The organism is Bacillus halotolerans, from assembly GCF_004006435.1.
GTDB classification, from domain to species: Bacteria; Bacillota; Bacilli; order Bacillales; family Bacillaceae; genus Bacillus; species Bacillus halotolerans.
In genome coordinates this window covers 3,446,145-3,468,418 of the sequence record NZ_CP029364.1, presented here as the reverse complement: position 1 = coordinate 3,468,418, position 22,274 = coordinate 3,446,145, and the positions used below count along the sequence as shown (strand labels likewise).

25 protein-coding genes are annotated in these 22,274 nt (G+C 44.9%); 7 read left to right on the top strand and 18 right to left on the bottom strand.

What is annotated here, in order from left to right:
• Nucleotides 1-25 precede the first annotated feature (25 nt).
• Nucleotides 26-322: a post-transcriptional regulator gene (locus tag DIC78_RS17785; protein WP_024122321.1), complete on the bottom strand. Its 297-nt coding sequence runs from the start codon at nucleotides 320-322 to the stop codon at nucleotides 26-28.
• Between the two features lie 115 nt (nucleotides 323-437).
• On the opposite strand from DIC78_RS17785, the gene spoVB reads away from it, so the two are divergent.
• Nucleotides 438-1,994 (top strand): stage V sporulation protein B, encoded by a 1,557-nt coding sequence (gene spoVB, locus DIC78_RS17780; protein ID WP_024122322.1) that lies wholly within the window; start codon nucleotides 438-440, stop codon nucleotides 1,992-1,994.
• A gap of 3 nt (nucleotides 1,995-1,997) precedes the next feature.
• Here spoVB and DIC78_RS17775 read toward each other — a convergent pair whose 3' ends face one another.
• On the bottom strand, nucleotides 1,998-2,654 hold the full coding sequence (locus DIC78_RS17775) for a DUF421 domain-containing protein (RefSeq protein WP_127696702.1): 657 nt from the start codon (nucleotides 2,652-2,654) through the stop codon (nucleotides 1,998-2,000).
• A 196-nt stretch (nucleotides 2,655-2,850) separates the two neighbouring features.
• On the opposite strand from DIC78_RS17775, the gene DIC78_RS17770 reads away from it, so the two are divergent.
• Nucleotides 2,851-3,237 carry a TIGR04086 family membrane protein gene (locus tag DIC78_RS17770; protein WP_024122324.1) on the top strand — a complete coding sequence of 129 codons (387 nt, stop codon included), beginning with the start codon at nucleotides 2,851-2,853 and terminating at the stop codon, nucleotides 3,235-3,237.
• A 59-nt stretch (nucleotides 3,238-3,296) separates the two neighbouring features.
• Here DIC78_RS17770 and yajC read toward each other — a convergent pair whose 3' ends face one another.
• The 9 genes from yajC to iolG form a co-directional block, all read right to left on the bottom strand.
• A complete protein-coding gene (gene yajC / locus DIC78_RS17765; RefSeq protein WP_024122325.1) occupies nucleotides 3,297-3,563 on the bottom strand; it encodes a preprotein translocase subunit YajC in 267 nt (88 codons plus the stop codon).
• Nucleotides 3,564-3,610: 47 nt separating this feature from the next.
• A complete protein-coding gene (gene tgt / locus DIC78_RS17760) occupies nucleotides 3,611-4,756 on the bottom strand; it encodes a tRNA guanosine(34) transglycosylase Tgt (protein WP_024122326.1) in 1,146 nt (381 codons plus the stop codon).
• 26 nt (nucleotides 4,757-4,782) lie between these two features.
• Nucleotides 4,783-5,811 carry a tRNA preQ1(34) S-adenosylmethionine ribosyltransferase-isomerase QueA gene (gene queA, locus DIC78_RS17755; RefSeq protein WP_106020188.1) on the bottom strand — a complete coding sequence of 343 codons (1,029 nt, stop codon included), beginning with the start codon at nucleotides 5,809-5,811 and terminating at the stop codon, nucleotides 4,783-4,785.
• 26 nt (nucleotides 5,812-5,837) lie between these two features.
• Complete coding sequence (locus tag DIC78_RS17750) at nucleotides 5,838-6,038, bottom strand: DUF2905 domain-containing protein (protein WP_003222669.1); 201 nt, start codon at nucleotides 6,036-6,038, stop codon at nucleotides 5,838-5,840.
• On the bottom strand, nucleotides 6,031-7,035 hold the full coding sequence (ruvB, locus tag DIC78_RS17745) for a Holliday junction branch migration DNA helicase RuvB (RefSeq protein WP_024122329.1): 1,005 nt from the start codon (nucleotides 7,033-7,035) through the stop codon (nucleotides 6,031-6,033). The genes DIC78_RS17750 and ruvB overlap by 8 nt, the downstream gene beginning before the upstream one ends.
• 10 nt (nucleotides 7,036-7,045) lie before the next feature.
• A complete protein-coding gene (gene ruvA / locus DIC78_RS17740) occupies nucleotides 7,046-7,651 on the bottom strand; it encodes a Holliday junction branch migration protein RuvA (RefSeq protein ID WP_024122330.1) in 606 nt (201 codons plus the stop codon).
• Between the two features lie 138 nt (nucleotides 7,652-7,789).
• Nucleotides 7,790-8,299, bottom strand: a complete 510-nt coding sequence (locus tag DIC78_RS17735) for a sporulation cell-cell signaling protein BofC (protein ID WP_024122331.1) — start codon at nucleotides 8,297-8,299, stop codon at nucleotides 7,790-7,792.
• A gap of 47 nt (nucleotides 8,300-8,346) precedes the next feature.
• On the bottom strand, nucleotides 8,347-9,654 hold the full coding sequence (locus DIC78_RS17730) for an MFS transporter (RefSeq protein ID WP_127696701.1): 1,308 nt from the start codon (nucleotides 9,652-9,654) through the stop codon (nucleotides 8,347-8,349).
• Between the two features lie 83 nt (nucleotides 9,655-9,737).
• Nucleotides 9,738-10,763, bottom strand: coding sequence for an inositol 2-dehydrogenase (gene iolG, locus DIC78_RS17725; RefSeq protein WP_127696700.1), 1,026 nt, complete (start codon nucleotides 10,761-10,763; stop codon nucleotides 9,738-9,740).
• A 237-nt stretch (nucleotides 10,764-11,000) separates the two neighbouring features.
• On the opposite strand from iolG, the gene DIC78_RS17720 reads away from it, so the two are divergent.
• On the top strand, nucleotides 11,001-11,651 hold the full coding sequence (locus DIC78_RS17720; protein WP_106020190.1) for a phosphotransferase: 651 nt from the start codon (nucleotides 11,001-11,003) through the stop codon (nucleotides 11,649-11,651).
• Nucleotides 11,652-11,692: 41 nt separating this feature from the next.
• On the opposite strand, the gene DIC78_RS17715 is transcribed toward DIC78_RS17720, so the two are convergent.
• Nucleotides 11,693-11,815, bottom strand: coding sequence for a hypothetical protein (locus DIC78_RS17715; RefSeq protein WP_127696699.1), 123 nt, complete (start codon nucleotides 11,813-11,815; stop codon nucleotides 11,693-11,695).
• Nucleotides 11,816-11,989: 174 nt separating this feature from the next.
• Between DIC78_RS17715 and DIC78_RS17710 the strand changes: the two genes are divergently transcribed.
• Both DIC78_RS17710 and DIC78_RS17705 read left to right on the top strand, forming a co-directional pair.
• The gene (locus DIC78_RS17710) at nucleotides 11,990-12,343 is read left to right on the top strand and encodes a DUF5412 family protein (RefSeq protein ID WP_240671148.1); all 354 of its coding nucleotides are present in this window, start codon (nucleotides 11,990-11,992) and stop codon (nucleotides 12,341-12,343) included.
• A gap of 265 nt (nucleotides 12,344-12,608) precedes the next feature.
• Nucleotides 12,609-14,063 (top strand): alanine/glycine:cation symporter family protein, encoded by a 1,455-nt coding sequence (locus DIC78_RS17705; RefSeq protein ID WP_127696698.1) that lies wholly within the window; start codon nucleotides 12,609-12,611, stop codon nucleotides 14,061-14,063.
• A 48-nt stretch (nucleotides 14,064-14,111) separates the two neighbouring features.
• Here DIC78_RS17705 and DIC78_RS17700 read toward each other — a convergent pair whose 3' ends face one another.
• The 6 genes from DIC78_RS17700 to nadB form a co-directional block, all read right to left on the bottom strand.
• A complete protein-coding gene (locus tag DIC78_RS17700; protein ID WP_106022198.1) occupies nucleotides 14,112-14,831 on the bottom strand; it encodes a YebC/PmpR family DNA-binding transcriptional regulator in 720 nt (239 codons plus the stop codon).
• 103 nt (nucleotides 14,832-14,934) lie between these two features.
• Nucleotides 14,935-15,546, bottom strand: a complete 612-nt coding sequence (locus tag DIC78_RS17695; RefSeq protein WP_024122340.1) for a spore germination protein SgpA — start codon at nucleotides 15,544-15,546, stop codon at nucleotides 14,935-14,937.
• A 146-nt stretch (nucleotides 15,547-15,692) separates the two neighbouring features.
• A complete protein-coding gene (safA, locus tag DIC78_RS17690; protein ID WP_106020193.1) occupies nucleotides 15,693-16,856 on the bottom strand; it encodes a spore coat assembly protein SafA in 1,164 nt (387 codons plus the stop codon).
• Nucleotides 16,857-16,971: 115 nt separating this feature from the next.
• A complete protein-coding gene (nadA, locus tag DIC78_RS17685) occupies nucleotides 16,972-18,075 on the bottom strand; it encodes a quinolinate synthase NadA (protein WP_127696697.1) in 1,104 nt (367 codons plus the stop codon).
• Entirely contained in the window at nucleotides 18,062-18,931 is an 870-nt protein-coding gene (gene nadC / locus DIC78_RS17680; RefSeq protein ID WP_127696696.1) for a carboxylating nicotinate-nucleotide diphosphorylase, read from the bottom strand. The genes nadA and nadC overlap by 14 nt, the downstream gene beginning before the upstream one ends.
• A complete protein-coding gene (gene nadB / locus DIC78_RS17675; RefSeq protein ID WP_127696695.1) occupies nucleotides 18,885-20,480 on the bottom strand; it encodes an L-aspartate oxidase in 1,596 nt (531 codons plus the stop codon). The genes nadC and nadB overlap by 47 nt, the downstream gene beginning before the upstream one ends.
• A 102-nt stretch (nucleotides 20,481-20,582) precedes the next feature.
• On the opposite strand from nadB, the gene DIC78_RS17670 reads away from it, so the two are divergent.
• Complete coding sequence (locus tag DIC78_RS17670; RefSeq protein WP_127696694.1) at nucleotides 20,583-21,764, top strand: IscS subfamily cysteine desulfurase; 1,182 nt, start codon at nucleotides 20,583-20,585, stop codon at nucleotides 21,762-21,764.
• Nucleotides 21,730-22,272, top strand: a complete 543-nt coding sequence (locus tag DIC78_RS17665; protein WP_095714293.1) for a transcription repressor NadR — start codon at nucleotides 21,730-21,732, stop codon at nucleotides 22,270-22,272. The genes DIC78_RS17670 and DIC78_RS17665 overlap by 35 nt, the downstream gene beginning before the upstream one ends.
• The last annotated feature ends 2 nt before the right edge of the window (nucleotides 22,273-22,274 follow it).

Here is a 22,274-nt window from a genome sequence, read left to right as displayed (position 1 = left end):
CCCTTAAACCTATGCAGATCAACTGCTACCTCAGTAGTTCTTCCAATGCTTCCTGACCTTCTTCACTGCCCAGCCAATTAGACGTTTTAAATGACTCAACAGTTGCATAGTTCATAAATTCTCCAATTTTCACTGATAAAATATCCCTTGTCAGTTCATAGATGTGCAGCTCCGATTTCTTTTTCCACTTCTTGTTTTTTAAGTATGACCACAAGCTTTCGAGTTCAACATCATCATATCCCAGAATCTTAAACTCTTCCAGTTTGCTGTAAAGAAACGGCCTTACGTGGTCTTTATACAGATCGGCTGGATGCTTATCCACGAATTCCACGCTCCTTTTTTATTGTTTTTCAAGAAGACTTGTCATGCTTGGACGATATATACGCATATCTTTATTGTATATGATTCCAGGTAGTTTGAGAAGGCAGGGGGTAAAAATGGCGAAACAGACGTTTTTAAAGGGCACTCTTATCCTTATCGCAGCAGGGATGGTCACAAGAATGCTCGGCTTTGTCAACCGGGTGGTCATCGCCCGTTTTATCGGCGAAGAAGGGGTCGGGCTCTATATGATGGCGGCTCCTACCTTTTTCTTAGCCACTACATTAACTCAATTCGGTCTTCCCGTCGCGATCAGTAAGCTTGTCGCTGAAGCCAGCGCACGCGGAGATCATCAAAAAACGAAAAATATTTTAGTCATGTCTCTTACCATCACTGGGATTCTCAGCCTGATTTTCACACCGCTATTTTTATTTTTCGCCCCGGTAATGGCGGAAACCATGCTGACAGATCAGAGGACGCTGTACCCCCTCTTGGCCATTACTCCGGTCGTGCCGATTATCGCCATATCCAGTGTGCTGAGAGGGTATTTTCAAGGAAAACAAAACATGAACCCGCTTGCCGTTTCACAAGTCCTGGAACAGGTCGTCCGCATTTCTCTCGTGGCTGTATGTACGACGATTTTTCTCCCTTACGGAATTGAATATGCCGCAGCGGGAGCCATGCTTTCTTCAGTTGCAGGAGAGCTGGCGTCACTTGTTTATTTATTCATTTGTTTCAAATTCAAAAAGACAATGAAAATCAGAAAACATTTTTTTCAATCGATTAAAAATGGAAAAGAAACTTTTTCTCAATTAATGAGCGTCTCACTTCCTACAACCGGCAGCCGTTTTATCGGCAACCTGTCTTGGTTTTTTGAACCCATTGTTGTCGCGCAAAGCCTTGCAATTGCCGGAGTGGCGACAGTTGCGGCTACAAAGCAATACGGGGAACTGACCGGCTTTGCCATGACGCTGCTGACTCTGCCCAGCTTTATTACATATTCTTTGTCGACCGCGCTTGTTCCTGCGATAAGTGAAGGAATGGAACAGAAAAAACTTCAGGTGGTTGAATATCGATTGGAGCAGGCCATGCGGCTGTGCCTGCTTAGCGGGGGCATTTCAGTAGTGATTTTATATGTGTTTGCGGATGAGCTGATGAGCGTGATGTATGGGTCCTCAGGCGCAGCTGTGTTTATAAAAGTCATGGCTCCGTTTTTTCTGCTTTATTATTTCCAGGGTCCGCTTCAGGCTGTGCTGCAGGCGCTCAATTTAGCAGGAGCTGCAATGATGAACAGCTTGATCGGAGCCCTTGTAAAAACAGGCCTTATTTTCGTCCTTGCCACGAGACCGTCTCTCGGCATCATGGGTGCTGCATTAGCGATTGTAACGGGCATGGTGCTCGTCACCCTTTTGCATGCAGCGACAGTGAGCAAAGTGCTGCCGATCAGCATCAAAATAAAAGAGTACGTGCTCTGCTTTGCGGTTATTTTTATATGCGGGTTCCTCAGCTCTGCTGTCAAACAATATGTGCGGTTCGGAGAGTCGGAGGCTGTGAATGTTGCCGGATGGATTGCGATAAGCGCTGTTTTCTATATCATCTTGCTGCTCGTTTTCCGTTTAATCAAAAAAGATGAGCTTCGCCGCATCCCTATTATCGGACGCCTGATCGTCCGATGAAAATCAGGTGCGGCGCCCATCTTTTTCATCAATAAAAAATTCGCCGTCAGTAAACGAACAAAATGATATAGCTGAAGGATTCGTATATCCCTGTTTCAATAAATTCTCCTCAAGCCACTGGTTATCTTTGCCGATCCGAGCCAGGTTCTCAGTTTGAATGTCACCGTCAATGATAAGCGGCATCTCCAGCTGTCTATGTTCATCATTGTTTTGTTTTTTTACGACAGTCAGTTTGCCTGACGGCTCTAATATAGCAAATGATACTTCAGCCACTCTGTCGATATTATTTTCTCTTAGCTGAACCATCAAATCATCAAAATTATAACGCTGTGATTTCATGGCGTTTTCGTCAATTTTTCCGTATTTAATGATAATGGTGGGCTTGCCGTCAAGAAGCTGACGTACGTTCCGGTTTTTTAAGGATATGTATGCAAACGTCACTTGGATCATCATTAGCACAAGCATTGGCAAAATGGTATGAAACAGATGGTCCTCTACGTTTTCTATGGCCAGGACAGCAATTTCTGCCATCATGATAAAGACAACGAGATCTAATATACTAAGCTCTCCGATCTCCCGCTTGCCCATGAAACGAAAAATAATCAGGATCACAAAATATAATACGACTGTGCGAAACGTTATAGTAAGAAGCTCTTCCATCATGCACCTCCAACTCATCATAGCATGCAACAAAACATACGATTTATGTAAGAAAAAGTGATCGTATTTCATAAAGCTTTTACGTCTAATTCACGGAACGAGGGAATACATTTTTACAAAGACGAGCCATCAGCATGTCTGAGGCTTTGTTTAAAAAGAACAGAAGCCTTTATAGATAGGCAGGGAGGAGAAATTCATGGAGGAAACGAAACAAGTTGGAAAAGGCATACTCTACGGCTTAATCGCTATTTTTTCAGCCATGCTCCTAACGAGTTTAGCCGTTTCACTTTTACTGACAGCAACCTCGCTTGAAGAATCATCATTCAACTGGCTGATCACCGCCGTATCATTTCTTTCTTTATTTATCGGCGGATTCATATCTGGCGGGAAAGGGAAGGAAAGAGGATGGCTGATTGGGGCATTGACTGCTTTAAGCTTTTCCTTGATTATTTTACTGTTTCAATATCTGGGATTCGGAAAAACATTTACAGCAGAACAGCTGCTCTTCCATCTTGGCTTTTTAGGCGTATGTATGCTTGGCGGCATTTTCGGAGTGAATTTGAGAGGAAGCAGATCTTCCTAATAAAAAAAGAGCGGGGGTTACCCGCTCTTTTTTTGTTTGCTATGTATGAACTCCTGCTGTTATTCAGCAGCAGAAGTTTCTCTGATCGCGCGGCGGTCGAAAGTAAGACGTGTGTTATCACCAGTCTTAATGACGACTTTGCTTTCGTCGATAGAGTCAACTGTACCGTGCAATCCACCGATTGTCACGACTGAATCGCCTTTTTTCAGTTCCTCCTGCATTCGACGCACAGCTTTTTGCTGCTTCTGCTGCGGACGGATCAGCAAGAAATAAAGAACCGCAAACATTAAAATAATAGGAACTAATGTACCTAAAGTACCTGTCATCTTTTTCCCCCCTTTCTGAAACAAACTTGCCATTATGGCTTTTTATATTAGAAGCTTTTCGCATTTGGCTTGTTATAGCCGTAACGCTCAAAGAACTCTTCTCTGAAATCACCCAGACGATCCTCGCGAATAGCCTGTCTTACCTGCTCCATTAAGTGTAACAGAAAATGAAGGTTATGGTAAGTTGTTAATCGGAGTCCAAACGTTTCATTGCAGCGAATCAAGTGTCTGATATACGCCCGTGTGTAATTTTTACATGTGTAGCAATCACACTCTTCATCAATCGGACGGAAGTCTCTCTCAAATTTTGCGTTTTTCATATTGAGCCGTCCTTCAGCAGTAAACACCGTGCCGTTCCGTGCAATACGGGTAGGCAGCACACAGTCAAACATGTCTACTCCGCGGATCGCTCCGTCAATCAGAGCATCCGGAGAACCGACTCCCATCAGATACCTCGGCTTATCCTTCGGTAAAAGCGGTGTCGTAAATTCAAGCACCCGGTTCATAACGTCTTTCGGTTCACCAACGGACAATCCACCTATAGCATATCCCGGAAAATCAAGGGAAATCAAGTCTTTCGCGCTTTGTGTACGCAAATCTTCGTATTCTCCCCCCTGAACAATACCAAACAGGCCTTGCTCGTCCTGCCGGGCATGGGCATTCAGGCAGCGTTCAGCCCAGCGGCTTGTCCGCTCAACTGACCGTTTCATGTAATCGTATTCTGCCGGATATGGCGGGCATTCGTCAAATGCCATCATAATATCAGAGCCGAGTGCGTTTTGGATCTCCATCGCTTTTTCCGGAGATAAAAACAGCTTATCTCCATTTAAGTGATTGCGGAAGTGAACGCCCTCTTCCTCTATATTACGAAACTTGCTTAATGAAAAGACCTGAAAACCGCCGGAATCTGTTAAAATTGCGCGGTCCCAGTTCATAAATTTATGGAGTCCGCCCGCTTCTTTTACAATATCCTGTCCCGGGCGAAGCCATAGGTGATATGTGTTGCTTAATATGATGCCCGCGTCCATTGCCTTCAGCTCTTCAGGCGCCATTGTTTTAACTGTCGCCAGTGTGCCGACCGGCATAAAAACAGGCGTTTCAAAGGAGCCGTGGGGAGTATGCACTCTGCCCAGGCGCGCCCCTGTTTGTTTGCATTCTTTTATAAATTCATAGCGTATTGGTTGTTCAGCCACTTTTTATGAGGCCTCCTGTTCTCAATTTATATAATCAGCATTGCGTCGCCGAAGCTGAAGAAACGGTATTCTTCTTCAACCGCATGGTTATACGCACGCAGAACGTTTTCTCTGCCTGCAAGCGCACTGACCAGCATAATCAATGATGATTTCGGCAAGTGAAAGTTTGTAATCATTCCGTCAATGGCTTTGAATTCATAGCCCGGATAAATAAAAATAGATGTCCATCCGCTTGATGCTTTAAATCGCCCATCATGTTCACCGGCAATCGTTTCAAGCGTGCGGGTTGAGGTCGTGCCGACAGAAATAATCCGTCCGCCCTTTTCCCTTACGCTGTTTAAAGCCGCGGCCGTTTCTTCTGACATTTGATAGAACTCTGCATGCATATTATGCTCTTCCACTTCATCGGCACTGACCGGACGAAACGTTCCGAGACCGACATGCAGTGTGATGAACTCAATCTGAACGCCTTTGTCCTTCAGCTGCTGTAAAATGTCTTCCGTGAAATGAAGTCCGGCTGTAGGCGCAGCGGCAGATCCGATTTCTTTTGAAAACACCGTTTGGTAACGCTCTCTGTCATCAAGCTGTTCCTTAATATATGGCGGAAGCGGCATTTCTCCGAGTGATTCCAGCACCTCGTAAAAAATACCGTCATATTGGAACTCAACTTTTCTGCCGCCATGCTCCAGCTCTTCCGTGCAGACAGCTTTTAATCTGCCGTCTCCAAATGTTACAACGGTTCCTTTTTTTACCCGTTTTGCCGGTTTGACGAGCGTTTCCCACCTGTCACCGGCTTCCTGTTTCAGCAAAAGCAGTTCTACTTTTGCCCCCGTATCCTCTTTTGTTCCGAATAACCGGGCAGGCAAAACGCGGGTATTGTTCAGCACGAGACAATCCCCTTCTTTAAAGAAACTGATGATCTGTTTAAACGAGCTGTCTGTCAGCTCTCCTGTATGTTTATCAAGCACCATCAGCCTTGAAGCGTCGCGCTGTACCAATGGCACCTGTGCAATTAAACGTTCCGGAAGTTCAAAATCAAATAAATCAACTTTCATAATTTCACCTTTATTCTAGTCTTTTGTTATTTCATTCTGCCGAAAAGATTAAGCAAGATTGATAATACCACACTTATGATAATACAAGTGACAACCGGGAAGAAAAACGTCACATTTCCTTTTTTTACAAAAATATCTCCCGGCATCTTGCCGACAAAATGCAAAACCGCTCCGATAATTAGCAAAACAGCACCAAGAATCATAATGATCTTAGGAAATTCAGTCATATCGGGGAGCCTCCATTTGAAAATGATGATAAACGGCCGGTGTGACGATCCTTCCCCGCGGCGTTCTCTGGATAAAACCGATTTGCAGAAGATACGGTTCGTACACATCTTCAATCGTATGCGGTTCTTCGCCGATCGTGGCTGAAATCGTATCAAGCCCCACCGGACCGCCGTTAAATTTTTCGATCATTCCCATCAGCAGCTTGTGATCAATGTGATCCAAGCCAAGACGGTCGACTTGAAGCCGCTCCAAAGCGTCCTGAGAAATCTCTTCTGTAATCCGGCTGTCGCCTAACACCTGTGCAAAATCCCGGACCCTTCTCAGCAGGCGGTTGGCCACCCGCGGCGTTCCTCTTGATCTTCTGGCAATCTCAAGCGCTGACGGCTGATCAATTTCAACCTCAAACACATCAGCCGTTCTCGTAACAATATCAGCAAGCTCTTCTTGTGTATAATACTCAAGCCGCGACATGACGCCGAATCGATCTCTTAACGGCGCCGTCAAAAGCCCTACTCTTGTCGTGGCGCCGACCAGTGTAAAAGGCGGAAGATCAAGACGGACTGAACGGGCAGAAGGCCCTTTTCCAATGACAATATCAAGACAAAAATCTTCCATTGCCGGATAAAGCACCTCTTCAATCGATCTGTGCAGCCTATGTATCTCATCGATAAATAATACATCCCCCGGCTCGAGCGCCGTTAAGATCGCAGCCAAATCACCCGGCCTTTCAATCGCAGGTCCCGAAGTCGTCCGCAACTCCACTCCCATTTCGTTGGCAACGATGGAAGCAAGCGTCGTTTTTCCAAGCCCTGGCGGACCGTATAAAAGAACATGATCAAGCGTTTCCTGTCTCATTTTTGCGGCATCTATAAAAACACGCAAATTCTCTTTTACCTTATGCTGCCCGATGTATTGAACCAGGCGCTGAGGCCTCAGGCTTTGCTCTATCACTGATTCATGGTTGTCTGCTTCACTTGAGACGAGCCGTTCATCCATGAACATCACCTTACTTCAATAGTTTTTGTAATGCTTTTTTTACGTACTGGTCTGTTGTCAGACCAATATCCTCTTTTAAGTGAGGAAGTACCTTTTTGATTTCTTTTTCGGCATAACCAAGTACCCTGAGGGCCTCGAGTGCTTCTTCAAGCGCCGTTTCTGCCGTTTGTTTTTCAAGTCTTTCTTCATGATTGAACAGATTTTCAATCATTTCAGGCACGACGTCAGCCAGCTTTCCTTTTAAATCAAGGATAATCTGGCGGGCAGTTTTTTTGCCGACACCCGGAAACTTGACTAAAAAGGCTTCATCTTCATTTTCAATTGCTTGAATGACCGCTCCCGGGTCACCTGATCCCAAAATGGCGAGTGCCCCTTTTGGACCGATTCCGGTCACATTTAACAGCTTTGTAAAGAGCGCTTTTTCCTCCCTTGTTGAAAAGCCGTATAGTAAAAACGCATCTTCTCTTACATGATGGTACGTAAAAATGGTTTCTTGACTTCTCTCCTTATATATAAACGGATTTGGCGTAAAAATCTGATAGCCGATGCCGCCGTTTTCTATCACAATATATTGGGGAGATACATAATCAATCGTCCCTTTAACAAATTCGATCACGAAAATTCACCTCTTTGACTGTTCTTCATTGTACCATAAAAACAGCCAAAGGCTTAAAGAAAAGTTAACATATGTTCGCTTCTCATTCATTGTTCCACGAAAAAAAAGACATGAGCACATGTCTTCAATCAGCAGTGGTCACCCGCTGTACGTCTTGATATGTTCTATGACATCTTCAAACTCCGCTTTCGTCCGAAACGGAATGCCTTTTTCGAGATTTTTTTGCATATGGCTCTCCAGTCTTTCTAAGTCAATTTGAAAAAAAGATTGAATCGGTTCAGAATCCGACTCCGGCCGTCCATGAAAGGTGGAAATTACTCCGCTGTCAGAAACGCCGATATAACCATTCACCTTGCTGAGCGGAGAAATATCGTCCACCTGCTTCCGAAATAGAACGTACCCATTTTTATGTTCGACAAGCGTCCATCCCGCATAATCCGCCCAAAAGTCATCCATGGACAGCACCTTTTCACGCTTATGCTCGATGCTGACCTCTCCATCCAAATACACTTTTTCAAGCTGCACATGCACTTGCAGCGGTTCATAGTGCTCCACTTCCGCCCCTGACGCGCGGGGAGCACCCATTAGAAAAGCTGCGGCTGAGCATAAAATCCCCAGCAACAGATACGCAGTGCTAAATCGTTTCACCCTTTACACCTCTTTGCACACGTTTATGACTAGTCTGACCAAAGAGGCTACTGCTTAACCGTTTCCTCAAAATTTGTTTGCACATTTTTCCTGACAAGCCGTTCCTCTGGATACATATCGGCGTGCCGTTCTGAAATCGTCAGAAATTGTGTCAGGAAAGCACTGAGAAAATATAATGCCGCAAAAATCCATATCACGCCGCCTGCGCCGAGCGGGCCGATAAAAAGGCTCACGATGCCGGGAGCAATAAAAGCGCACAGACCCGATCCCAGATTTAACACAGACATGGCAGCACCTTTGTTATCAGGCGCAAGCGTCGGCAAAAGCGCGCTTAATGGAACATATCCGGCCAGTGCCGCACCGTAGCAGCAGGCAATGATCATCAGCACCCAGTACTGATGCCCGATCAATTGCGGCGTGTAATAGAGCGCCAGTGTAAAAATGCCGCTGCCGACTCCGCCAAACCACATGACAGTATTGCGCCAGCCCAGTTTATCTCCGACCGCGCCGAAAATGATGTTAAATATAATGTTGACAAAAAACAGCGTCCCCCAAATTTGCAGCCATTCTGAAACAGAATAGCCGTAACGCGCCAAATAGGTCGGAAGAAATATCGCAAATCCGAATTGTCCGATAGCATTTATTGTCTTGACTACGCCGCCGATGCCGACTTTAGGATTTTCAAACATAATTGTAAACGCCTTCGACAGCTCTTTCCATTTCGGCTGATCTTGTTTTTGTACAGGCATAAATTTATCTTTATTAAAAAACAGTGCGAGAACTCCGCCTGCTGCCACAAATAGTAAAGCGCTCCAAAGCGTATTGATTTCTCCAATCGCCGGAACCGCATAGCTCGAATAAAACGGTCCAAGCACGTTCAGGCCGCACGTAAACATAAACCAAAACCAGCCGACGGCTTTACCAAGGATTTGCTGAGAGGTGCTGTATGATACCCATACAAGAAACGAGTATGCAAACAGCGGGTATCCCAAGCCCCTGAGCGCGTAGCTGCCCAAGAGAGCCGGATAGTACATATGAGGAATCGCCCAGCCGATAAAAGCAACCGAACCGAGGATAAAAGCAAGTAAACCGACCGTCATCGTCTTTCTTGGCCCCCAAGTCTGGACAAAGGTTCCTGATAGCCAAGCCGAAATCGTGACAGCAATGCCATACACCGTAAACAGCGAAGCAGATTGCTGCATACTGAGACCGTGATCAACAAGAAAAGGAGACAGCCATCCTTGCTCAAGTCCGTCTCCAACCATAAAGATGACCACACCAATATAACCCCAAATCATGTGAGAAGGAATACCGATTTTGTTTAAAGCATTTCCTTTAGCATGTGCTGTATTCATGATTTCCACCGCCTACTTTTTATAAAGTATCAATGGAATGTATATACCCAAGCTTGCTGTATTGTAATCCCTTTATCTGAATATTAAAAAACAATTTTTTCAGTATGTTCAATGCTGACAGGCATGCCTAAAGCGAGCGACTGCTGAGCCGCCCTTGCTATTCGTTCCGCCTGAAAGCCGTCCTCGCCGGTGCAGGCAGTCTCCCGATTGGTTTTGATCGCATCTGCAAACTGAAGAATCTCTTCTGTGTAGGCTTCCTTATAGCGTTCAAGAAAAAAGAAATGCGGTTTATCCTTCATGACAAAGTCAGCCGTTGACACTTCTACCGTCGTCGGCCTGCTGTTATCCGCTGCTGCCGAGCCTTTCGTGCCGAAAACCTCGACCCGCTGGTCATATCCGTACACAGCTTGACGGCTGTTGTCTATCACACCCATGGCACCGTTTGCAAATGTCAAGGTAATGACAGCCGTATCAATGTCCCCCAGCTCTGCAAAGGACGGATTCACCAAAGCCGCTCCTTTTGCATACAATTCCGTCACTTCACTTCCCATGATGTATCTCGCCATATCAAAATCGTGAATCGACATATCGATAAATAAGCCGCCTGATGTGCGGACATAATCAACATTCGGGGGTTCAGGGTCCCGTGACGTAATTTTTAATAAATGAGGCGGGCCGATTTCACCATTTGAGACAATGGTTTTGATTTTCTTAAAATGAGGGTCGAAACGGCGGTTAAATCCGACTTGCAGCTTAACCCCATGTTTCCGCACGGCCGCAAGTGCCTCCTTCGTTTCATCAGGAGAAAAACTGATTGGTTTTTCACAAAAAATATGTTTTTTCGCCTCAGCTGCTTCTCTGATGATTTGCGCATGTGTGTTTGTTGGCGAACAGATAAAAACAGCGTCAATATCAGGATCAAGCAATAAATCTCTATAGTCAGCGGTTATGTATTCAATGTGGTGACTGGCGGCCCAATCCTGTAAACAGCTTGCAGAAATATCAGAAACCGCTTTTATTTTCATATGAGGAATCCGATGTATATTTTGAACATGAAGTTTGCCGATGCGCCCTGCACCGATAATTCCTGTCACCATCTGTTTCGTCATAGCGTGTTCCCCCTTGATAGTTTACGAAAGCGCTTTATTTCAAATTAATAGTATCCCATTTGTAAGCGCTTTTCAAGGAGTGGAATCAACGTTTTCATGTCTCTTTTATCACAATCAAAGCTTATAGGTAGCCTTCTTTCCCAAGACCAGATACACTATATTTAGGCTCTTTTTCCTGAACAGTTTTGGATTTTCCTATAAACAACTGCATAAAATAGAGCAAAGAAGGTGAATGAAATGCTGACAAAAGCAGAGGCACTGGCCCATTCAGTCATATACCGCCAAAACAGCAGATTTGATAAAGTCAAAGAGAAACCCGAGGAATTAACATTGATCGGCAAGGGACGAAGCGCCTATGTGTTTGCCATAACAGAAGGTGACCGGAAAATGGCGCTGAAGGTATTTTTTCCGGAGTATCAAGCGACAGCCGTCAAAGAAGCAGCGATTTATGAAAAATTAGCCGGATCCGCATTCTACCCTGACATTTATGAAACTGGTGATTCATTTATTTTAATGGAATATATTAAAGGCGATACCTTTTACAACTGCCTGAAAAAAGGCATCGCGATCAGCGACGATATGATTCAGCAGGTAGAGGACGCACTTTCTGACGCCCGTGCAGCCGGCCTCAACCCGTCAGACATTCATTTGCGCAATCTGATTCTGACAGAATCCGGAGCAGTGCGGGTCATTGATGTTGCGAGATTTGAACAGACGAAAACGTGCACGCAGTGGGACGATTTAAAAACGGCGTATCATACGCTTTATAAAAAGCCGATTTTCCCGAAAAAAATCCCGGGCTTTTGGCTTGAGGTTATTGCTTTTTTATATAAAAAAGTTTGGTTTCAGAAGCACTTTGCACAACGGAAAAGAAAATATTTTTCATAGAAAAGGCAGCCGCATAAGCGGCTGCCTTTATCATTTTATTTTTACTTTCTGACAGCAGAAATTAAATTCATTTGTTCAGGCGACAGCTTGATGCGATATCCTCTCACACTCAAATAAACCGCGTCTGAGTTCTTTTCGCTGGAATGACAATATGTGTTTTCCATTTCTGTCTCCTCCACCCTTTATCTATTTTCTTTTATCATACCTGCACTTTATTGAGGAAATTTTAAAGAAATGTAAAGATCGTATAAAATCCGTGATGTGGTAAAAGAGAGAAAAAGGGAGATAGTCACATCAAAACACGCAGTAAAGTCCTTCTTATAATATTCTCATGTCTTCTGTTCTTCGGCGGTGCCGTCTATTGGATGTTTTTTTCACTGAAAAACGTTCCGAAAGGCAGCCTCGTACAATCAGTGGAATCGCCTGACGGAAGCTATACGCTAAACACTTATATATCCAAAAATACCTTAAGCTCAGATGCCGCCAGGGGCGAACTCGTGAATGAAAAAACACTTGTCAAAAAAACAATCTATTGGAATTATCCTGACAGCAGACTATCTGTTAAATGGTTGAACAACAATACAGTAAAAATCGGCAGCCAGACTTTACATCTCGATATCGATGAAACTTATGATTGGCGAAAGGATGATCATTGGATTCGTGAGGAACCGCCGCAAGCATCAGTGAGGTGAGATAATGAAAGATCCTTATCGTTTGCCTTTTATATACACAATGAGCTTGGCTATTTATTTCTCAAAGACTGTTTCATAATTGGTGTCCACATGCCTTTATAAACAGAAGCGCAGCGTACTTCATACGCTGCGCTTTTTTCACCCCATTCTCCCCTCTCATGATCATTACACGTTATATAATGTGACAGATTGATTGTAAAAATAGTTCAATTAACCCAAAATCCTCTTTATAAATGCAATCGAAACGACGTGAGGAGGAAGCTTGATGGCAGATGTTGTTGCTAGTTTAAACGCGGTCTTATGGAGTACACCCGTCATTTATATTTTATTAGGAATTGGATTGATCTTTTCTATTGTGACCCGTTTTTTACAAGTCAGACACATCAAGGAAATGATTGTGCTGATGTTTCAAGGCAAGAGCTCAGAGGCAGGGGTATCTTCGTTTCAAGCATTATCAATCGCGCTGTCCGGCAGGGTGGGGACCGGAAACATCGCAGGTGTGGCAACAGCAATTGCGTTCGGCGGACCCGGCGCGGTGTTCTGGATGTGGGCCATTGCTTTTATCGGTGCTTCGAGCGCCTTTGTTGAATCTACTCTTGCCCAAATTTATAAAGTGAAACAAGGCGGCCAATATCGAGGCGGACCCGCTTATTATATAGAAAAAGGATTAGGCATTAAGTGGTTTGCTGTTTTATTTGCGGCTGCGGCCCTTATTGCAATGGCTCTCCTTATGCCAGGGGTCCAGTCCAACTCCATTGCAGCGGGCGTCCAAAATGCATTCGGCATCTCTCCTGCCATTACTGGCTGTTTTCTTGTTCTCTTATTAGGTTTTATCATTTTCGGAGGTGTAAAACGTATCGCCAGTGCCGCACAAATGATTGTCCCGTTTATGGCAGTCGGATACATTCTGCTCTCTCTGATCATCATTGTGATGAATATTTCTGAACTGCCTGCTGTCATTTCTTTGATTTTCAGAAGTGCTTTTGCATTAGATTCCGCATTCGGCGGTCTCATCGGCATGGCCATTTCATGGGGCGTCAAACGAGGCATTTATTCAAACGAAGCCGGACAAGGAACAGGCCCTCATCCTGCTGCCGCCGCAGAGGTATCTCATCCGGTAAAGCAAGGATTGGTTCAGGCATTTTCTGTTTATATCGACACTTTATTTGTATGTTCCGCTACAGCATTCATGATTTTATTTACCGGTATGTACAATACACAGGCTGCCGACGGTTCATTTATTGTCAATCACCTGAAAGGTGTAGAAGCTGGACCGGGCTTCACTCAGGCCGCCATTGACAGTGTGCTGCCCGGCTTTGGTGCAGGCTTTGTCGCTATTGCTTTGTTCTTCTTCGCTTTTACAACCATTATGGCTTATTACTACATCGCTGAAACAAATATCACATATTTAGCGAGAGGCAGAGAAAGCAAGTGGGCAATGCTGGGCTTAAAACTGATCATTTTAGCCGCGACATTCTACGGTGCTGTCAAAACCGCTACACTTGCTTGGGCATTAGGTGACGCGGGACTTGGCATTATGGTTTGGCTGAACGTCATTGCCATTGTTTTGCTCGCCAAGCCGGCGCTTATTGCGTTAAAGGATTATGAGCAACAGAAGAAACAAGGCTTAGACCCAGTCTTTGATCCTAAAGCTCTCGGCATCAAAAACGCTGATTTCTGGGAGAAAGAATACACACACGAAAATGAGCGCGTCTCTTAAGATGAAAAAAGACCGGCCTGAGATCACTTCGCGCCGGTCATTTTTATATTACTGGTAATTTGTATACACTGCCTGAACATCATCATCGTCTTCAAGCGCATCGATCAATTTTTCCAGTTTTTCAACAGCCTCATCATCAGCCTCTGCATATGTTTTCGGAATCATGGTTACTTCAGCTGAATCAACTGGATAATTTGCTTCAAGTGCTGTTTTTACCTCTTCAAAACGTTCAGGCGCTGTTAATACCTCAAAGAATTCATCCTCTGTCTGCAGCTCTTCGCCGCCCGCTTCTATGACATCAAGCATCAAGTCATCCTCTTCTATTTGCCGATGTGTGCGGTCAATTGCAATGTACCCCTTCCGTTCAAACAAAAATGCTACACATCCGCTTTCTCCGAGACTTCCGCCGTTTTTATTGAAAGCTGTCCGCACATTTGTCGCCGTACGGTTTTTATTATCAGTTAAGCACTCCACCATGACGGCAACCCCTGAGGGACCGTAGCCTTCATAGGTGATTTCCTCGTAGCTGCTGCCGTCCTGGCTTCCTGCGGCTTTTTTTAGGGCACGGTCTATATTATCATTTGGCATATTGGCGCCTTTTGCTTTTTCAATCACAAGCCGCAATGCTGAATTTGCTTCAGGATCGGCTCCGCCTTGCTTTGCTGCCACATAGATTTCTTTAGCAAGCTTCATAAATACTTTTCCGCGCTTTGCGTCTTGCGCATTTTTTCTTTTTTGGATGTTTTTCCACTTAGAATGGCCAGCCATGCTTTCACCTTCCTTGATATTTCTATGTACACTTTAATGGGTATTGCAAGCCGTTGTAAAGAAAAAGACCGCCGGGAATCACTCTCCGGCAGCCTTCTTAGTCCTAGCGTCTGTTCATTTTATGAAGTCTTGTGAACAGTCCTTTATCTGTAGATACTTGAACGTCACGGCCATCCGCATAGTTTCGTGCGGCTTTTTTGACATTTTGCCTGTCAGACTGTGTAAAATCAGCGTGGCTTCTGACTGCGATGACTACTTTGTCATCCGTTACCATCACTTGTGTGTCGTTGACGTTTTTGACTTGTTTCACACGATTGGCGATTTTTGCGGCAAGTCTTCTGTTCTCTTGGTTGTCATACCCGTTGTTGTTCGTCCCATTTCGGTTCATGTTTCTGTTATTTGTGTTGTTATATGTTCCGTCAGTTGCCAATGGGACGCGATCATCTGCAGTAACACGGTCGTTTACATTGGTTGTGTTTCGGTCACGGCCGTTCTGGCCGTTCTGGTCCTCCATCAATTCAGAGACCGGGCCGTCGTGATCCATCCCGTCTCCCTGTCTGTCAGCGTCATTCTCATTTGTATAATATCCGATTGGACGGGTATTGCCGTTATTACCGTTATTACGCGTATCATTAAGGGCATCATTATTTGCGCCGCATGCTGTTAATCCGGCTGTCATCAAAATGAGGCCTGCAATTGTTAACTTTCTACCCAATGGAAAAACCCCCCGAGGACTGATTGAGCATGTTGTGCTCGTTTTTATCATGTGCATCAGGGAGATATGTTAAGCGTGTCAGTTATGACCATTCGACGATTGTAAGACAATATAAAAAAAGGAACGATTTACATCGTCCCGAACAATCATTCACTTTCTTCTTCCGGGCGTCCAAACATCTGGTTTGTTGAAGGCTGATTTGGCATGGAAGTTCCGGCTGCATACGGATTCGGATTTGCTCCTCCGTAAGGCATATAAGGAGTTCCATATGCTCCTCCCTGATATCCAGGTGCTGAGAAGTATGGCTGCTGATCATCGTCACACCCGCAATCATCATGATCCTTAAATGGCGGCATATAACCATGTGCCACATTTGGCTGATAAGCACCCATCACTTGAGGAGCGCCATAATAAGGACCATATGGCATATGCCCATAAGGAGATCCATAAGCCGGCGATGCATATTGAGGCGCGCCGTGCGAAGGCTGATATCCGTAATGCCCGTGATGGCTGTTTTCATGATGCTGGTTATCATATTCACCCGGATCATATTGCGAAGGTGATACAAAACCTGGCTGGTAGCCATAAGGCTGATGCATCGGAAATGCATGTGCAGGATAGTATGGGTAGCACAGGCCGGATCCAGGCAGTATCGGTGAGACAGGAACCGGACATGGCACAAAATGGGCTGGATACGGATAATATGGCTGAACTGCCGGCATATTCGGAACAGTGTGGTGGATGTTTTCTTCTTCCATACCGCCTACATCTGGCGCCTTAGGCGTATTGGGCATATTCGGATAATTTGCATTTTCCATATTACTCATTGCCTCCTGTTGTGGAAATTGATCTTGCATGTCATACATATGATCTATATTTCCGTCATGATGCTTTTTAGGCTCCTCCGGTTTAGGAGGTGACCAAGGCTGAAAAAGCTGATTCATATCATAATAATCGTTCACATCAGCTTCAGGATACACATTATCATGCAAATTCGGCATCGGCGGGACAAAAGGAACAGACTGCTTTTCTTTCGGTTTTGTGTCTTCTACGTCGACAACGGATTTAGGCTTCTCCTTAGAAAATGGATGTTCTTGCTTCTCATCCCCGACTGCCGCCGGACTTTTGCCCGCTTTTATCTCTTTTCTGACTGGAACACCTCCAGACGGCACTTTTATTTTCATCCCAGGCATGATTAAATCTGGATTGCTGAGCTGCGTATTGAGTTTTTTTACTTCCTCAACATCAACTCCGTATTTTTCAGCTATTTTCCAGAGTGAATCGCCTTTTTGAACGATATGGATTTTCAACGTTTTCCCCTCCTATGCAAAACGTGAACAGTTCAGTTGTGATTACAATATGTTTCTTCACAACATATGCCTGATCGAAAGAAATTATGAGTACAGGAGGGGAAATATTTCTGGTTTACGTGATGGAAAGCATTCGATTCAGCGCAAGAAGGGCATCGTCCTGAATGACTTTCGGCACTTTGATCACGCCTGCTGGTTCTCCTTTTTCTATTTGTTCTAAAGACCAGAGCAAATGCGGGAGGTCAATTCGATTCATCGTCAGACATGGACACATATCCGGATTGAGTGATTCAATTTGTTTGTCGGAATGCTCTTGAATCAGTCGCTGAACAAGATTCATTTCTGTACCGATTGCCCATTTGCTTCCCGGCTGAGCGTGGCTGATTGTATCAATAATATATTTCGTTGATCCGCTGTCGTCACTTTGCATTACGACTTCATGGGAGCATTCAGGATGAACAATGATCCGGATGTCAGAATCTCGTTCTCTCAAATCATTTATATTTTTCACGGTGAATTTTTCATGAACAGAGCAGTGGCCTTTCCAAAGAATAACCTTGATATCGTTTTGTTCTGCCTCGTTCTCTAATTGATCTTGAATCGGGTCCCAGACAGCCATGTCCTCAAGCGGGATACCAAGTTCATAAGCGGTGTTCCTTCCTAAATGCTGATCAGGCAGAAATAAAATGCGTTTTTTCTGTGTAAACGCCCATTCAAGCACTTTTTTGGCATTGGATGAGGTTACAGTCGCTCCGCCGTGCTTTCCGACAAATGCCTTGATCTCCGCTGTAGAATTCACATAGGTTAATGGTATGATCGTGTCGCCGAATATATGCTGAAGTTTCTCCCACGCCCTGTTCGTCTGCTGCATGTCAGCCATATCAGCCATAGAACAGCCCGCTCTCATATCTGGCAGGATGACCGTTTGGTCCGTACCTGTCAGCATATCAGCGGTCTCTGCCATAAAATGTACGCCGCAAAATACAATATATTCCGCATCCTTATTTTTTTCCGCCATTTGGGCAAGCTGGAGTGAATCGCCCGTTTGGTCAGCAAATTGAATTACTTCATCCTTTTGATAATGATGGCCTGGAATAAACAACTTGCTCCCGAACTTTTCCTTAATGGCTGCAACACGTCTCTCCATCTCTTTCATTGACAGCCCTTTATAATGGTCAGGCATCATTTCAAATTGTTTGATTGCCTCAAGAATTGACATAACCGCATTCCTCCACTGACTGATTTGTTAACGCTACATCCATGCTGATATCTAAGCTTCTGACCGAATGAGTCAGAAATCCTAAGGAAATATAATTCACACCCGTCCCTCTAAAAGTGGGCAGAGATTCTAATGTAATTCCTCCGGAAGCTTCGGTTTTAATGTGATCCGGTGTGATATTTGCAAAATGGCGGACAGTGTCAGGCGGGCAATTGTCAAACATAATGACATCAGCTTCAGCAAGAATGGCTTCTCTGAGCTGCTCCTCAGATTCAATTTCCACTTCAATATTCACCATGTGCCCTGCTGCCTGCCGCGCTTTTTCACACGCCTTTACAATGGAACCGCAAGCTGCAATATGATTATCTTTGATCATGATTCCGTCGTACAGGCCGAATCGATGGTTATATCCTCCTCCGACCCTGACCGCATATTTTTCGAGCATTCTTAACCCCGGCGTCGTTTTCCTTGTGTCACAAACCTTAATCTGTTCATCATCAAGCCGTTCAACAGCCTGCCTTGTCATCGTCGCAATACCCGACAGCCTTTGAATAAGATTTAATACTACCCTCTCTCCAGAAAGAAGAGCAGCGGCCGGCCCGCGTAAGACGGCAATCACATCACCCTTTCGCAAATGATCTCCATCTTTTTTGTGTAAAAACGTCTGAACCTTTTCATCTAAAAAGGCAAAGCCTTCCTTTATTACCGCAGCTCCGGCGAAAATGCCGTCTGACTTTGCAACAATTGAGGCCTCACAGTTCTGTCCTTCAAAGATGGACTGTGATGTAAGATCTCCCGTCCCTATATCCTCATGAAAAAAGTGATTCAGCAATTTTTTCAGCTGTAAATGATTCATTTCTCCAAATCCCTTCGTTTTTTCTCATTTTGGTTCCCTTTTTTGTATGGACAATTTGTTTGCCTTGCCAGCCTGTATCAGCCTGAGGGATATCAATTCGAAAATGCGCCCCCCTGCTTTCTTCCCGCAATAGAGCAGACGAAGTCATCAGCTTTGCAACCTGACACAAGTGAGAAAGCTCCAGCTGCGGAATTGTGATATCCTTCACATTTATCTTCTGAGATGGGAGCCCATAAAGCCAATTGCTCATCTCAATCAGTCTGTCTTTTTCTCTTACTATGGACATGTCGCTTGTCATTCTGTTTTGCAGTTCAGAAAGCTCGATATTCGGCACCGCATAAACTCCGCTGGTTTCACCGTTGAATTGACTATACCTGATATCAACCGGTTTTCTCATGATATGTTCTGCTGCTCTTTTACCAAATACAAGTGCCTCCAGCAAGGAATTGCTCGCAAGACGATTGGCTCCGTGTAAGCCGGTGCATGCAGTTTCCCCTATCGCGTAAAGCCCGGGCACAGTTGTTTCTCCCCACCGATTGACTGAAACGCCTCCCATTAAGAAATGCATTCCCGGCGCAACAGGTATTTTTCTTTTACGAATATCAACCCCTGCCTTTTCGCAAATAGAGGTGATTGTGGGAAAACGCACTTCGAAGTCAGAAATAGCGCTGCAATCAATATACACACGTTTTCCTTTTGCTATTTCTTCATGAATCACCCGCGAGACGACGTCCCGTGGTGCTAAATCCTCCAGCGGATGCCGTCCGGCCATAATACGGCGGCCGTTTTGGTCTGTTATAAAACCGCCCTCACCTCTGACTGCCTCTGAAACAAGCCCACACGAGACGCCATTTTTGACGAGAAGTGTAGGATGAAACTGGGTAAACTCTAAATCAGTTAATTCCGCTCCGGCCCGGTAAGCAAGTGAAAGACCATCACCCGTGACAGATGGATCGTTCGTATGGTGCTGAAACAAGCTTCCGCATCCGCCAGCTGCCAGCACAACCTCATCCGCATGCCGCAAATTGATCCGGCCGCGGCTGTCTTTCGTCACTACACCGGCACAGCGCCCATTCTTCATCAGCAAATCAACCGCTGTTTCATTCTCGATGACTTCGATTTGGCTATTGATTTGTTTCAGCAAGTAATCAATAAGCATGCTGCCTGTAGCGTCTCCTCCCGCATGAAATATGCGGTTACGCGTATGGGCTCCTTCCCTGCCAAGGCTGACTTTGCCTTGTTTATCCCGGTCAAATGGAAAGTCATTCTCCAAAAAGTTCTCAATGATGGTTTTTCCATCAAGTAAAACGTCTGATACGATGTTTTGATCGTTATGTCCGCAGCCTGCATATAACGTATCCTCCATATGAGACGCAATCGAGTCATCTTTTGCATAAGCCGCCGCAATTCCGCCCTGTGCATGTCTTGAATTGCTGTTTTTTGTGCTTTTTTTCGTGATGACAGTCACCTGGTATGATGGCGGAAGTGCAGAAGCCAGGGCAAGTGCCGCCGCTCCTGAACCAATAACCACAATCGTCTTTATAGACATATGCCACCTCCTGTTGTTTACACCTGTCTTGACACCTATATTTACACAACGATAAAATAAACTCAAGAGTTTTTTATGAAGAACATATGGAGGAAAGACCGGATGATTTATTTAGATTATGCAGCAACCACGCCAATTTGCGAGGAAGCACTGGACGTATTTCAGAAGCTCAGCATTGATATGTACGGGAATGCCAGCAGCTTGCATGACGCTGGGGGAAAAGCAAATCATATACTGGAGTACTGCCGGGGGAAAATAGCTGACATAATCGGCGGAGAAACAGGCGGTATATATTTTACAAGCGGCGGCACTGAATCCAATTTTCTTGCCATTCAATCATTGTTAAACGGCCTGCCAAAAACAAAAAGACATTTTATTACGACTACCATGGAACATCAATCAATCCATAACTGTGCTGCTTTACTGCAGAATCATGGCTTTGACGTGACAATCATTAAGCCTAACGAGTACGGACTTATTACCGAGGAAATATTGGCAGCTCATATTCGCCCGGACACAGGCCTGGTTTCTATTCAGCATGCCAATTCAGAAACAGGAATTATTCAGCCCATTAAACACCTGTCATCGTATCTTCACAATAGGCAAATTCTTCTTCATTGTGATGCGGTACAAACATTCGGCAAACTGCCCATCCATACTGAAGAAATGGGGGTGGATGCTCTCTCTATTTCCAGTCACAAAATTCACGGCCCTAAAGGAGTCGGAGCTGTCTATATTCGGCCGGACGTCAATTGGAAACCGGTGTACCCTGACACCGTTCATGAGAATGGGTTTCGAGCAGGCACGTTAAACGTACCGGGTATCGGAGCCTTTACAGCGGCAGCGGAGCTGATCGTAAGTGAAATGGAAAGTCAGATATCCCATAATCAAATGTTAAGACAATACTTTTTAGAACAAATCCGTATTCGGTCTCTCCCTGTAACCCTTGCGGCAGATGGTGCAAACACAGAATGTCTGCCCCATATTATCGGGTGTTTTTTTGGCTCATTTGAAGGACAATATGTTATGTTAGAATGTAATCGGAATAATATTTGCATTTCAACGGGCAGCGCTTGTTCTGCAGGTTATCACGGGCCGTCTGAAACGATGAAAGCGTTAAGAAAAACAGAACAGGAAGCCCTGCAATTTATCCGCATCTCTTTCGGAAAAAACACAACAACTGAACAGCTGGATATGTTATTACATACGTTTACAGCGCTTTTGGAACAAAGGAAAGGAGAATATCATATTGACCGAAGAATTAAAGCTCTTGGGCGCCAATAGGCGTGAGCAGCTTCTTTTGTGGCTGAAGGAATCCACATCGCCGCTGACAGGAGGAGAGCTCGCAAAAAAAGCAAATGTTTCGAGACAGGTGATCGTTCAGGATATCTCGCTTTTAAAAGCGAGAAACGAGCCGATTATCGCCACAAGCCAAGGCTATGTCTATCTGGACGCCGCCGCTCAGAAGCATCAGCAGGCAGAAAGAATTATAGCGTGTCTGCACGGGCCTGAACGGACAGAAGAAGAATTGCAGCTCATCGTGGATGAAGGGGTAACTGTAAAAGACGTAAAAATCGAGCACCCTGTATACGGAGATTTAACTGCAGCGATCCAAGTCGGCACGCGAAAAGAAGTCGAACATTTCATCAAAAAGATCAATTCCACAAATGCCGCCTATTTATCACAGCTGACAGATGGTGTGCATCTTCATACACTGACAGCACCCGATGAACATCGCATCGATCAAGCCTGTCAAGCACTCGAAGAAGCCGGTATTTTGATTGAAGACTAAAA